This is a genomic window from Caulobacter sp. S45 (assembly GCF_009765965.1).
Lineage (GTDB): Bacteria > Pseudomonadota > Alphaproteobacteria > Caulobacterales > Caulobacteraceae > CAHJWH01.
Window position 1 is genome coordinate 1,112,027 of the sequence record NZ_LMUL01000014.1, and the last position, 13,722, is coordinate 1,125,748.

Consider the following 13,722-nt stretch of genomic DNA (forward strand, 5'->3'; position numbering starts at 1 on the left):
CGCCATAAGCCGCGTTGGCCCATGGCCGATAAGCGCACTATGAATGGTCGATCCCGGCCCAGATTCGCCTCAGTTCGGCGCCTTGGCCGACCGACGGGAAAGCTTGCTAGGCTTTTGCGCCTGCCACGTGCAAATGAAGCGTAGCCTATGTGCGGGGCGGAGATATCTATGGGTAATGTTCTTGCGACCGTCCAACTTTGGGCGGACAGGCAGCCGGACAAGCCGCTCTACGTCTTTCTCGACGCGCACGGCGAACCGGTGAGCAGCCTCACCTACGCGACCTTCCTGGACCGCGTGGGGGTCATCGCAAGCCATCTGGGATCGGACGATCGCCTGGTTCCCGGCGACCGCCTCCTGCTCGCCTACCCTCCCGGCCTGGAGATGATCTGCGCCTTCTTCGCCTGCACCAAGGCGGGCCTCATCCCCGTGCCGGTCCCGGCCCCCTCGTCCCATTCGGGCGGCGCGGCCTTGTTCCGCATGCGCCATGTCGCCCGCGACTGCCAGGCGGCGGGCGTACTGATCTCGCGCCCCGGTATGGAGCAGATGCTCGCCCACGAGGATGCGCAGGCCGACCCGCTGACCGCGCTGGCCTGGATCATCACCGAGGAAATGCATGAGGCCATGCCTCAGGGGCGCGAAGCCCCGCCCTCCGACGTGCTGTTCCTCCAGTACACCTCGGGCTCGACCAGCGATCCCAAGGGGGTGGTGGTCAGCCACGACAACATCCTGGCCAATTCGAAGCTGGTGCTGGACCATCCCGATCCCGTCACGGTGTCCTGGCTGCCCCAGCACCACGACATGGGCCTGATCGGCTACTACCTGAACACCGCCATCGGCGGCGGCACCCTGTACGGCTTCTCCCCCACGAGCTTCATCCAGCGTCCGGCGCTGTGGCTCGAGACCATCACCAAGTACCGCGCGACCGCCTCGTCCGCGCCGAACTTCGCCTATGAGCACTGCCTGCGGCCGGGCCGCATCTCCCAGGCGATCCTGGAGCAGTTGGACTTGAGCTCGCTCAAGATCCTGATGGCCGCGGCCGAGCCGATCAAGCCGAGCGTCTATCGTACATTCCTCCAGACCTTCCAGCCCTACGGCCTGAAGCCGGAGAGCTTTGTGGTCGCCTACGGGCTGGCGGAGAACACGCTGGCGGTGTCCGCCTATGGCCGCAACATCCTGTCGCTGAACAAGACGGCGCTGGCGTGCGGCCAGGTGCGCCCGACAGAGGAAGTCTCCGAGGTCGGCTCGGCCACCCACATCCTGAGCTGCGGCCGGCCGCTCGGCGACAACGAGGTGGCCATCGTCGATCCGGACAGCCTGCATAGGGTGGCGGAAGGCCAGGTCGGCGAAATCTGGGTGACCGGCGCCAGCCGCTGCGTCGGCTACTGGAAGCGGCCCGAGGTCTCCCACGAGATCTTCGAAGCCAACATAGTCGGCGATACGGTCGCCGATCCGGCGCGTCCGTTCCTGCGCACCGGCGACATGGGCTTCATGCGCGACGGCGAGCTCTATGTCTGCGGCCGGCGCAAGGACATGCTGATCGTGCGCGGCCAGAACTACTACCCGCAGGACGTGGAGGCGATCGTCGAGCAGGCGAGCGGTATCCGCAAGAGCGGCGTGGCGGCGGTGGAGACCTGCGGCGACGGCGAGGCGGAGATCGTCATCCTGGCCGAGGCCGCCAACATGCGCGCCAATCCCGACGCCATGGCCATCGCCAACCGGGTCCGCGCACGGCTGAACCTGGAGATCGGGCGCGTGGTGCTGATCGCGCCCAAGTCGCTGCCCAAGACCAGTTCCGGCAAGCTGATGCGCCAGCGCTCCAGACAGCTGTGGGAAGCCGGCGAGTTCCGCGTGCTGGGTGAGTTCACCCGCGACAAGTCCACCGACGCCGAGGCCCATTCCACCGCCGAGGCCGGCGCGTTCGGCTTCTTCAAGGCCAAGTACCGGCTGCGCGGCGACGAGCCCCACTCGCTGACCGACGCGGGCTTGGATTCGATGGACCTGGTCCTGCTGCTGCACGAATTCTCCGAGCTGCTGGCCAAGAAGGGCGCGCGAGACCTGGCCGACAAGGTCGACATCCGCCTAGTCCAGCAACTGAGCATCGCCGAGCTGTTCCGCCTGGCCGCCCGCTTCGACGAGGCGCCGGAAACCGCCGTCGCCCAGGTGCGGCTGTCGCTGACCACGCTGGACGAGACCCGGCGCAGCGAAGAGAACGTGATGATGGCGGCCGACCGCCATCTCGCCTTCGAGCCGGCCCCCCAGGTCAAGAGCGAGGAACTCTATCCTCCGCGCCAAATCCTGCTGACCGGCGCTACCGGGTTCCTCGGTCCCTTCCTGCTAACCAGCCTGCTGGAGCAGACCCCGGCCAAGATCTACGCCCTGGTGCGCGGGACCTGTCCCGAACATGCGGCCAAGCGCCTGCGCACGGCGGTGGCCGAGACCTCGCGCCGGGACGACGCCTTCTGGCGGGCGTTCGACAGCCGGGTGATCGCGGTCTGCGGCGACCTGGACGAGCCGCGCCTGGGCCTGGAGCCCGAGGTGTGGGACAGCCTCGCCCAGGACGTGGACACCATCTACCACAATGGCGCGATGGTGAATTACCTGTTCAGTTACAAGCGGATGCGCACCGCCAACGTGGTCGGCACCAACGAGGTGCTGAAGCTCGCCTTCGACGGCCGGACCAAGGTGTTCAACTACGTCTCGACCACCTTCATCTACGGCTGGGCGACCAAGGACGTGCTGCGCGAGAGCGACGCCAACGACGACATGGAGCTGCTCGACTTCGGCTACAGCCAGTCGAAGTGGACCGCCGAGCAGGTGGTGGTGGACGCCAAGCGCAGGGGCCTGACCACCCGCATCTTCCGACCGGCCCTGGTCACACCGGCGGTCAACGGCGACGGGGCCAACTTCGACATCACGCTCAGGCTGCTGGCCTTCATGATCAAGTACGGCATCGGCGTGGACGCGCTGAACCAGGTCAGCTTCATGCCGGCCGACGTCACCGCCAACAACATCGTGGCCATTTCGAACCTGCCCCATACGGCGCAGGGCACGTTCCATGTGACGCGCGACGACTACGCCAACATGATCGACGTCACCAACATCGTCACCGAGATGACCGGCCGCCAGTTCGAGCCGTTCGACCTGCCCAGCTTCGTGCCGGAGGTGATCAAGCGCTGCACCCGCGAGGACCTGCTGTTCCCGCTGCTGGATTTCCTGGTGGGGTCGGTCGACAACATCTCGGCGATGGAGTTCAAGCGCTACGACAGCTCCGAATACCAGCGCGCCAGGGGAGCGGCCGCCTGCGGCATGCCCGACCCCTCGCTTCACGACACGGTGGCCGGCATGCTCCGATTCATGCAGCGCACCGGGCTGGTGGAGCTGCCTACAACGGTGCTGGCCGAGCAGGACGCGGCCTAGCCTGCGCTTCGGCGCACCTCGTAAGCGCCGGGATCGAAGCGGGACATCAGGCGGCGGTAGCGACTGGCGGGACCGGGAAACAGGGTGGTGTTGCGCCCGCTCCGGCTGATGTACCAGCTGCTGCAGCCGCTGGCCCAGACCGTGCCGGCCAGCCTGGACTGGACGTCGGCGTTGTAGGCGTCCTGCGCTTTGACTCGCACGTCCAGCGCGGCCCCCTCTCCCGCCGCGCCCAGGGCGTCGAGGTACTGCAGCAGGTAGCGGACCTGGGACTCCACCACGTGCACAGCCGAGGTGTAGCTGAGCCCCGAATTGGGCCCGAGCAGCATGGCCAGGTTGGGATAACCGGCGACGGTCATCCCCCGGAACGCCTGTGCTCCCTCCACCGCCCACTGCTCGGTCAGCACCCGCCCGCCGGCGCCCACCACGCGCAGGAAGGCGTCCGGGTCGGCGACCACGAACCCGGTGGCGAAGACGATATGGTCGACCGCGTGCAGCGTCCCGTCGCGGGTGCGCACCCCGGTCGGTGCGATCTCCACGATTGGGTCGGTGGTCAGGGTCACATTGGGCCGGTTGAAGGCCGGGTAGAAGTCGTCCGACACCGTCAGCCGCTTGCAGCCGATGGCGTAGTCCGGGGTCAGCGCCTTGCGCGTCGCCGGATCGCGCACCTCGCGGCGCAGCTTGCGCAGGCCGACCCACTTCAACAGCCCGTTCATCGCCGCATTGCCGAAGAAGGCGGACCCCACCGCCTCCAGCCCCCAGAAGATCGCCGCCCGCGCCAACGCCTGGGCGGCCGGGACGCGCCGGAACAGCCATCGCTCGAACGCGCTGCTGGGCCGGTCGCCGCGCGGCATCACCCAGGGGGCCGAGCGCTGGAACACGCTGAGATGGCCGACCACGCCCGCGATGTTAGGCACGATCTGCACCGCGCTGGCGCCCCCGCCGATCACCGCCACCCGCTTGCCCGCCAGATCGAGCGTCGGGTCCCAGGCCGAGGAATGCCCGGTCGTCCCTTCGAACAGCTCCAGCCCCTTGAACGCCGGGGTGAACGGCCGGTTGAGCGGTCCCGCCGCCACGATCAGGGCGCGCACGTGCAGTACGGCCCCGTCGCGCAGCTCCACTCGCCAACAGGCCGCCATCTCCAGATAGCACGCCTCGATCACTTCGGAATTGAAGCGGATATGCGCATGCAGCCCGCCGTCCCGAGCGACACCCTTCAGGTAGGCGAGGATTTCGGACTGGCTGGCGTAGCTCGAGGTCCAATCCGGGTTCGGCCGGGCCGCAATCGAATAGAGGTGCGAGCGGATATCGCAGGCGCATCCTGGATAGACGTTGTCGCGCCACACCCCGCCGACCTCGGCCGCGCGCTCGAACACCACCAGCGACGAGCGGCCGCTTTCGAGCAACTCCAGGCCCGCGATCAGGCCGGCGAACCCCGCGCCGACGATCCCGACCTCGTGATCGATCCGGATCGGCTCCGAGGTCGCTGATTCGATAGAGCCGTCCGCCAAAGCCCGCGACACGATCAGACGCCCCGCGCGGCCATAGGACCATGGCGGAGGCGGGCGAGATGGTGCGTACTGGTCATAATCGTCTTTATGCCGCGAAACCCGGTATCGTCACATGGACCGGATCGGTCGCACCCATACGTCGTCCCCGCCGCCGTCGCCCACAGGAAAGAGGCCCCAGCCATGAGCGAGCAACGCCGCAGCCTGCGCCCGGCCGCGGGCGTGACCCTGAGCTGCATCGAGGCCGGACCGGAGGACGGCCCCCTGGTGATCCTGCTGCACGGCTTTCCCGAAGACGCGCAGAGCTGGAGCCCGCAGGTCGAGGCCCTGGCGGCGGCCGGCTTCCGGGTGCTGGCGCCCGACCAGCGCGGCTACGGCGCCAGCGACAAGCCGGCCGGGATCGAGGCCTACCTCATCGACACCTTGGCCGCCGACGTCATTGCGCTCGCCGCCTCGCTTGGCCGTGAGCGCTTCGACCTGGTCGGGCACGATTGGGGCGGCGTGGTCGCCTGGTGGGTGGGCGTGCGCCATCCCGAGCGCCTCGCTCGGCTGGCGATCCTCAATGCGCCGCATCCCAAGGCCATGCAGGCCTATATGCGACGCGTCCCGGTCCAGGCGCTGCGCAGTCTCTACATGGCCGCCTTCCAGCTGCCGACCCTACCCGAAGCGGCGCTGGGCGCTGGGAATTTCGCACTGCTGACCCGGGTCCTGGTCCGCACCAGCCGGCCCGGCGCGTTCAGCGCGGCGGACCTGGCGCGCTACCGCCAGGCGTGGGCGGCGCCAGGGGCGATGACCGCCATGCTGAACTGGTATCGCGCCCTGCGGCTCAAGCAGCGAACGACGGCCCCGAGCCCCCGGACACCGAGGTCGCGCCGCATCGCCGTCCCCACCCTGGTGCTGTGGGGTGCGCGCGACGCCTTTCTGGGACGCGGCCTGGCGGCGGCCAGCGCGGCGCTCTGCGACGACGCCCGGCTGCTCTATTTCGAAACCGCCAGCCACTGGCTCCAGCAGGAGGAGCCGCAACAGGTCGCCGCCGCACTTGTCGCATTCCTCAAGGGCGAGCCGGTCGGGGACCGCGTCACGCCTGGAGCGGACTGAGCCTCACCGCCCGATCACCAGTCGGTTGACGATCGGCTCTCCGGTGAACGCCGCCTTGCCGGGCCAACTCTGGCCGATCCCGGTTTGGGGAATGGGCGCGCAATAGGTGGCGAAGGGGATCGGGAAGGGCTTCAGCTGTTTCATGCAGACGTTGTCGCCCTTCAGGGTCCAGCGCCCTCCCTGGATCTTGTGCGTCCGCCCCTCGGCGGTGAAGGTCCCGTCCCGCTCGAGCCAGAGCTTGGATATGCGGCCATCGGGATAGGTCGATACGATGGTGTTTCCGAACGCCAACTCTATCGAAGCCGCCGTGGCCGGCTGGACGGCGGCGGTCGCCGCGACGAAGGCCATGACGATCCCGAGCATCAACGTTCCTTATGTCGCCGGGCCGATCACATCGGCTGGGCCTTGTCGCGTTTTGCCGACCCCGCCGCCCCCGATTGGGCGAGTCGTGACCTGAGGAGCTGCAAGCGCACCAATATGATAACCGCCATGATGGAGGTCGCAATGGCGGCCCCAAGCACGACGAAGCTCATCAGGCCGAACCAGATCAGCGGCGCGATCAGATAAAGCCCATCGTCTATGTCGAATCCCCAACGGCCGGCATAGGCTTTCGCTCCGGAGCCTTCCAATTGCTGGTAGGCCTCGCCGGTCACCCAGCACACCAGCATCGAGACGGTCGCCAGCAGGCCCAGCGGCATGGCCCAGACGCCGAGCCAGCCGTGTCGCACCCCGATCCCGGCCGCAACGAACAACAGCGAGTTGACCAGAACGTCGGCGATGTAGTCGTACCTGTGGCCGCCAGGGCTCATCATGTCGCCGATCCGCGCCAGTTCCCCGTCGGCGCGATCGAGGAAGGCCGACAGCAGCCACAGGCCGCCGCCCCACAGCATGCCGGCATGGCTACCCAGCGCCACCGCGGCGCAGGCGCCGATCCCGGTCGCCAGCCTGAGCGTGGTCAGGTGGTTTGGGGTTATCCCCGTGCCAATCAGCGGGGTGACCACCGCTGCGGCCATGATATGTGTCCAGCTCTTCGCCACCTAGCCCACTTCCACCGCTCATGAGGGCGATCCCGCGCCCCAAAAACCCGATCGCCGCCCGACGAATCGGCGCGCGACAACAAACATTGCCGTATTATTTCGGGGGCGGACACAGGCGCTTGAAATTTGAATCGCTGGGATATTAAGGACCCCCACGGCGGTGGCGAACTCGCAAGGATGTACGGCCTGCAACACACCAGTACAATTTGGCCTCTAGCTACTGGCCGCAATCGCCGGATTGGATGATGGCTGGGCTTCGCGCCCGGGGGGATGCGTCGTTCGCTGGGGCCTTGGCCTCGGCCCATCGCCTCCGCCGGAACAAAGAGGATGATTGAATTGGCGAGACCTCGACGGTTCCGATGGGGCTTTGCGCTGCTGGGCGCGCTGCTGCTGGTGCTCATCCTGTGGCTGGTGTTCGGCAAGCAGAAGCCCGCCAAGACCACCAAGGTCCCGACCGTCGCCGTGGCCGCGGCCAAGGCCGTGGTCCAGGATGTCCCGGTCTCCGTCACGGCCATCGGCTCGGCCCTGCCATGGCAGGGCGTGCTCATCCGCACCCAGGTCAACGGCAAGCTGTTGCGGGTCCCGGTCAAGGAAGGCAGCTACGTCACGGCGGGCGCCTTGCTGGCCGAGGTCGATTCGGCCCCCTATCGCGCAGTGCTGCTGCAGGCCCAGGGCGCGCTCAAGCGCGACGAGGCCCTGCTCGAGAACGCCCGCCTGGACCTCAAGCGCTTCGTCACCCTGGCCGCCCAGGACTCGATCGCGCTGCAGCAGCGCGACACCCAGATCGCCCTGGTCAAGCAGGACGAGGGCGTGGTGATGACCGACAAGGGGACGGTCGCGGCCGCCCAGGTCAACGTCGACTACTGCCGCATTACCTCGCCAGTCACCGGCCGCGTCGGCGTGCGCCTGGTCGACCCCGGCAATATCGTGTCGACCAGCGACACGACGGGCCTGCTCATCGTCAACCAGATTTCGCCGATCGCGGTGACCTTCACTATTCCCGAAGGTGACTTCGAGCGCCTGTCGCAGGTTTCCGACGGCTTCACGCGACCGCTGACCACCCAGGCCTTCGGCCAGGAGACGGGCGCGGAGCTCGGCTCCGGGGAACTGAGCATCGCCGACAACCACGTCGATCAGACTACCGGCATGGTGCTGATGAAGGCGCGCTTCCCCAATCCGTCGCGCAGCCTGTGGCCCAGCCAGTTCGTCAACGTGAAGCTGACCCTCAACACCCTGCAGCACGTGACCACCATCCCCGCCGCCGCCGTCAACCAGGGCCCCAAGGGCGCGTTCGTCTATCTGGTCGGCGCCGACCATAAGGCGGTCCAGCGGCCGGTCACGGTGACCGTCACCCAGGACGACCTGGCGGTGATCAAGTCCGGCGTCAGCCCCGGCGACACCGTGGTCACCGACGGCCAGCTGTCGCTGAAGCCCGGCTCCGTCGTCAGCATCCACCAGCCGTCGACCGACAAGAAGACCGCCGCGTGAACCTCTCCGCACCGTTCATCCGTCGTCCGGTCGCGACCTCGCTGATCGCGGCCGCCTTCCTGGTCTTCGGACTGGTCGCTTATTTCAACCTTCCCGTCGCCGCCCTGCCCCAGGTGGACTTCCCGACCATCCAGGTCAGCGCCGCCCTACCCGGCGCCAGCCCCGAGACCATGGCGTCCAACGTCGCCACGCCGCTGGAGCGCCAGTTCTCGCTGATCACCGGCATCACCCAGATGACCTCGGTCAGCGCCAGCGGCACGACCAGCGTCACCCTACAGTTCGACCTGTCGCGCAACATCGACGCGGCGTCCCAGGACGTCCAGTCGGCGATCAACGCCGCCAGCGCCCAGTTGCCCAGCAACCTGCCGGCCGCGCCAAGCTTCCGTAAGGTCAATCCGGCCGACGCGCCGATCCTGATCATCTCGCTGGCTTCGGACAGCCTGCCGATCACCACGGTCGACGACTACGCCGACAACATCCTGTCCCAGCAGATCTCCCGCATCGACGGGGTCGGCCTGGTCACCATCGGCGGACAGCAGAAGCCGGCGATGCGTATCCGCATCGACCCGCGCAAGGCCGCAGCGCTGGGCGTGCAGCTCGACGCCATCCGCACCACGATCACCAACAACACGGTCAACGCCCCCAAGGGCACGATCAACGGGACCGGCAAGAGCTATAACGTCTACGCCAACGACCAGATTCTTGAACCCAAGACCTGGAACAACCTGGTGGTGGGCTATCACAACGGCTCGCCGATCCGCATCCGCGACATGGGCGACGCCGTCCAGGACGTCGAGAACAACCAGATCGGCGGCTGGGTCGCCGCGGGCAAGGCCAACACCGACAAAAGCCTGAAGGACGGCCAGGCCATCCTGCTGCTCGTCTACAAGCAGCCCGGCGCCAACGTCATCCAGACGGTCAACCGGATCAACGCCGCCTTGCCCGCGCTGCAGGCCAACATCCCGCCCTCGATCGGCATCCACATCCTGGCCGACCGGACCCAGACCATCCGCGCCTCGGTCAAGGACGTGGAGATCACCTTGCTGATCACCATCGCGCTGGTGGTGGCGGTGATCTTCCTGTTCCTGCGCGACATTCGCGCCACCCTGATCCCCAGCGTGGTGATCCCGCTGTCGCTGCTGGCGACGGCGGCGGTGATGCTGCCGCTCAAGTTCAGCCTCGACAACCTGTCGCTGATGGCCATGTCGATCGCGGTGGGCTTCGTCGTCGACGACGCCATCGTCATGGTCGAGGTGATCTGGCGACGCATCGAGGAGGGCGAGGAACCCTTCCACGCGGCCATGGCCGGATCGGGCGAGATCGCCTTCACCATCCTCAGCATCTCGATCTCGCTGATCGCGGTGTTCACGCCGCTGATGTTCATGGGCGGGGTGGTCGGGCGGTTGATGAGCGAATTCGCCCTCACCCTCAGCGCCGCCGTGGCGCTGTCGATCGTGCTGTCGCTGACCGTGACCCCGATGCTGTGCGCCAAGTTCTTGCGCAAGCCCAAGCCGCCCACCAGCCGGATCATGAAGGCGCTGGAGCAGGGCTTCATCAACATGGAGACCGCCTACGCCAATGCGTTGGACGTCGTGCTGCGCCACATGCGCATCACCTTGGCGGTGTTCATCGCCACGGCCGTGGGGGCGGGCATCCTCTACGCCACCGTGCCGACCGGCTTCTTCCCGCAGCAGGACACCGGCTTCCTCGGCGGCCTGATGATCACCTCCCAGGACGCCTCGATCGCCAAGACCAACGAAAAGATCGAGGCCGTCGCCAACGTGCTGCGCCAGGACCCCGACGTCACCAGCGTCGCCTTCTTCGTCGGCGGCACCAGCACCAACCAGGCCAACCTCAACATCAGCCTGTCGGAGCGCGACGCGCGCACCGCCAACGCCGACCAGATCATCGCCCGGCTGCGGCCCAAGCTGGCCAAGCTGGTAGGCGTGCAGACCTTCCTGCAGTCGCGCCAGGACATCAACGTCGGCGGCCGCACCGGCCAGGCCCAGTATCAGTACACGCTAGCGGATGCGGACCTTAACGAGCTCAACACCTGGGCGCCAAAGCTGCTGACCGCGCTCCAGGGCCTGCCCCAACTGAGGGACGTCAGCTCCGACCAGCAGTCGCAGGCCGCCTCGGTCCAGCTGACCATCGACCGGGACGCCGCCGCGCGCTTCGGCATCGCGCCGGCCGACATCGACACGGCGATCTACAACCAGATCGGCCAGCATCAGGTCGCCCAGTACTTCACCCAGCTCAACAGCTACCACGTGATCGTGGAGGGACCGCCCAACCTCCAGGCCACCCCGGGCATCTTCAACTCGGTCTATCTGCTGTCGCCGCTGACGGGTAAGACCGTGCCGCTGTCGCTGTTCGTCAGGGTCGATCCCAATGCGACCGGCAGCCTGACGATCAGCCATCAGGGCCAGTTCCCCGCCGCCACCCTGTCGTTCAACCTGGCGCAGGGCGCATCGCTGGGCCAGGCCACCGCGGCCGTGGAGGCCACCCGCGAGAAGCTCGGCGCCCCCGCCACCCTGACCGGCGCGTTCCAGGGCACCGCCCAGGCGTTCCAGCAGTCGCTGTCCAGCGAACCGATCCTGATCGCGGCGGCGCTCCTGGCCGTCTACATCATCCTGGGCGTGCTCTACGAGAGCTACATCCACCCGATCACCATCCTGTCCACCCTGCCGTCGGCGGGGGTGGGCGCGTTGCTGGCGCTGATCGCGGTGGGCCAGGATCTCAACGTCATCGGCATCATCGCCATCATCCTGCTAATCGGCATCGTCAAGAAGAACGGCATCATGATCGTCGATGTGGCCCTGCGCTTCGAGCGCGAGGAGGGGATGAGCGCGCGCGACGCGGTGGCCAAGGCCTCGCACCAGCGGCTGAGGCCGATCCTGATGACCACGGCCTGCGCCCTGCTGGGCGGCGTGCCTATGGTGGTCGGCCACGGGACCGGGTCCGAGTTCCGCCAGCCGCTGGGCTGGGCGATCATCGGCGGCCTGACGGTGTCCCAGATCCTGACCCTGTTCACCACGCCGGTGATCTACATCTATCTCGACCGGCTCCGCACCGGGAAGGCCCACTCCAAGGACGCCGCAACCGTCCCCGCCCACGCGACCTGAGCATGACGGCCGGCGGCGACGCGCGCCCGAACGTCGTCGGCCAGCTGATCCCGTTCAGCCTGGTCGCCTTCCTCGGCTTCCTGGCGATCGGCGTTCCACTGCCGGTGCTGCCGTCCTTCGTGAACCGCAGCCTGGGCTTCGGGCCGGTGGTGGTCGGCTGCGTGATCGGGCTGCAGTCGCTGACCACGCTGCTGACCCGCCAGTACGCCGGCCGGCTCTGCGACACCCGTGGCCCAAAGCGCGCCTCGCTGCTTGGCCTGGGATGCGCGTCGCTGACCGGCCTGCTGTATCTCGCCTCGAGCGCCTGCTCAGGTCAGCCGCTGGCGGCGCTCGCCGTGCTGATCTGCGGACGGTTGCTGCTGGGCCTGGGCGAAAGCCTGTTCATCACCGCGCTGGCGGCCTGGAGCATAGCGCGGGTCGGCCCTCATAACGCCGGTCGGGCCATGGCCTGGTCCGGCATCGCCATGTACGGCGCCCTGGCCATCGGCGCGCCGGCGGGGTTGGCGGTCGCCCGGTACGGAGGCTTCGCCGCCGTGGCCGCCTGCGCCATCGTCCTGCCGGCCCTGGGCGCTCTTGTAGCATTCCGCTGGACCGACGCGCCGCTGACGCCCAGCCGGTGCGCCGCGTTCCTGGGTGTGCTGCGGCTGATCTGGGCGCCGGGCCTGGGCATGGCGCTCGCCTCGTTGGGGGTGGGCGTGATCGTCACCTTCCTCGCCCTGCGCTACCAGACCCAGGGTTGGAGCGGCGCCGGCTTCGCCCTAACCGGCTTCGGCGTCGCCTATATCGGCGTGCGCCTGGTGCTGGGCGGCTTGCCGGACCGCATCGGCGGCTATCGCAGCGCCATCGTCTGCCTGCTGATCGAGGCCGCCGGCCTGCTGTTGATCTGGCGGGCCGGATCGGGACTCGAGGCGCTGGTCGGCGCGACCCTGACCGGGCTCGGCTACTCGCTGATTTTCCCGTCGCTCGGCGTCGAGGCGATCCGGCGCGTCGGTCCCGAGAGCCGGGGCCTGGTCCTAGGCGCCTATCTGGCCTGCTTCGACCTCGGCCTGGCGCTGGCGGGCCCCATCGCTGGCGGCGTGGCCCAGGTGGCGGGACTGGCCGCACCCTTCATGGCCGGCGCGGTCGCCGCGCTCCTGTCCTTGAGCCTGATCCTGCTGTCGCTGATCGGCGCCCGAAGCCAGCGCGGACAAGCGGCTTAGCGGGGGCCCTCGTCGCCGTCCGAGACGTGTACGTCCCTGCCAGGCACATGGATGTCCACCCCCGAGGCGTGCACATCGATCCGCGGGATATGGATGTGGACGGGCGGCGCGTGCATCGCGACCTGGCTGCATCCCCGCGCCTTCAGCCCCGGCGGCAGGCGCATGGGCCCGCTGAGGCAGGCGTCGTCGAGCTGATCCTGGGTCAGTCCGTGCACGCCCGAGAGGTCGGTGTTGCGAAGATCGGCCGCCTCCAGCTCCGCGCCATGGAAATCGGCTCCATCCAGTTGAGCTCCAGCGAACCGAGCGCCATGGAGTTCGGCGTTGCGGAACGAGGCGTGCTGCAGACGGGCATTGGTGAAATCCGAGGCGTCGAGGCCGGCATCGCTGAAATCGGCGCCCTGGGCCTGGACCCCGTTCAGCCGCGCGCCCTCCAGCGAAGCGCTGTGGAACTGCGCCCCGCCAAGCCGGGCGTTGGTGAACACAGCCGCTTCCATCGTGGAAGACTTCAGCCGCGCGCCCGTCAGGTTGGCGCCGGAGAAGTTGGCGCCCTGCGCCTCCACCCCTTCGAGCTGGGCGTTGGAGAAGTTGGCGTTGACGAAGCTGGCGGCCACCACCGAAGCCCCACGCAGGTCGGCGCGGGTGAAGTCGGCCCCGTTGAAGGTGGAGCCCATCACCTTGGCCCCGCGCAGGTCGGTCCCCACCAGGGCGGCGTTGACGAAGTTGCCGCCCATGAAGTTGGCGCCCACCAGCTGGCGGCCCGAGAACTCGCAGCCCGGGCAGGACCCGCCCAGCGCCACCCGCCGGGCTACGTCCTTGTCCATGGCCGAAGCTCCGGCCGTATGGCCCAAGCTCA

General features: G+C 68.1%; 9 protein-coding genes. 5 read left to right on the forward strand and 4 right to left on the reverse strand.

Features of this window, described 5'->3' with window-relative positions; genetic code table 11:
* The first annotated feature begins 168 nt into the window (after nt 1–168).
* A complete protein-coding gene (locus GSQ87_RS12140) occupies nt 169–3,417 on the forward strand; it encodes a fatty acyl-AMP ligase (RefSeq protein WP_158915693.1) in 3,249 nt (1,082 codons plus the stop codon).
* On the opposite strand, the gene GSQ87_RS12145 is transcribed toward GSQ87_RS12140, so the two are convergent.
* A complete protein-coding gene (locus GSQ87_RS12145; RefSeq protein WP_216839255.1) occupies nt 3,414–4,937 on the reverse strand; it encodes an NAD(P)/FAD-dependent oxidoreductase in 1,524 nt (507 codons plus the stop codon). The two genes, GSQ87_RS12140 and GSQ87_RS12145, sit on opposite strands and share 4 nt — an antisense overlap.
* Nucleotides 4,938–5,105: 168 nt before the next feature.
* On the opposite strand from GSQ87_RS12145, the gene GSQ87_RS12150 reads away from it, so the two are divergent.
* Complete coding sequence (locus GSQ87_RS12150) at nt 5,106–6,020, forward strand: alpha/beta fold hydrolase (RefSeq protein ID WP_158915694.1); 915 nt, start codon at nt 5,106–5,108, stop codon at nt 6,018–6,020.
* A 3-nt stretch (nt 6,021–6,023) separates the two neighbouring features.
* Here GSQ87_RS12150 and GSQ87_RS12155 read toward each other — a convergent pair whose 3' ends face one another.
* Both GSQ87_RS12155 and GSQ87_RS12160 read right to left on the reverse strand, forming a co-directional pair.
* Complete coding sequence (locus tag GSQ87_RS12155; protein ID WP_158915695.1) at nt 6,024–6,383, reverse strand: hypothetical protein; 360 nt, start codon at nt 6,381–6,383, stop codon at nt 6,024–6,026.
* A 26-nt stretch (nt 6,384–6,409) separates the two neighbouring features.
* Entirely contained in the window at nt 6,410–7,033 is a 624-nt protein-coding gene (locus tag GSQ87_RS12160) for a CDP-alcohol phosphatidyltransferase family protein (RefSeq protein WP_158915696.1), read from the reverse strand.
* A 360-nt stretch (nt 7,034–7,393) separates the two neighbouring features.
* Here GSQ87_RS12160 and GSQ87_RS12165 point away from each other — a divergent pair, with 360 nt between their 5' ends.
* The 3 genes from GSQ87_RS12165 to GSQ87_RS12175 are packed head-to-tail and all read left to right on the forward strand — an operon-like array spanning nt 7,394 to nt 12,869.
* Nucleotides 7,394–8,545 carry an efflux RND transporter periplasmic adaptor subunit gene (locus tag GSQ87_RS12165; protein WP_158915697.1) on the forward strand — a complete coding sequence of 384 codons (1,152 nt, stop codon included), beginning with the start codon at nt 7,394–7,396 and terminating at the stop codon, nt 8,543–8,545.
* Entirely contained in the window at nt 8,542–11,670 is a 3,129-nt protein-coding gene (locus tag GSQ87_RS12170) for an efflux RND transporter permease subunit (RefSeq protein ID WP_158915698.1), read from the forward strand. Before GSQ87_RS12165 ends, GSQ87_RS12170 begins: the two co-directional genes overlap by 4 nt.
* A gap of 2 nt (nt 11,671–11,672) precedes the next feature.
* Complete coding sequence (locus tag GSQ87_RS12175) at nt 11,673–12,869, forward strand: MFS transporter (protein WP_158915699.1); 1,197 nt, start codon at nt 11,673–11,675, stop codon at nt 12,867–12,869.
* Here the strand turns inward: GSQ87_RS12175 and GSQ87_RS12180 are convergent.
* On the reverse strand, nt 12,866–13,690 hold the full coding sequence (locus GSQ87_RS12180) for a pentapeptide repeat-containing protein (RefSeq protein WP_158915700.1): 825 nt from the start codon (nt 13,688–13,690) through the stop codon (nt 12,866–12,868). The genes GSQ87_RS12175 and GSQ87_RS12180 overlap by 4 nt on opposite strands.
* Nucleotides 13,691–13,722 lie beyond the last annotated feature (32 nt).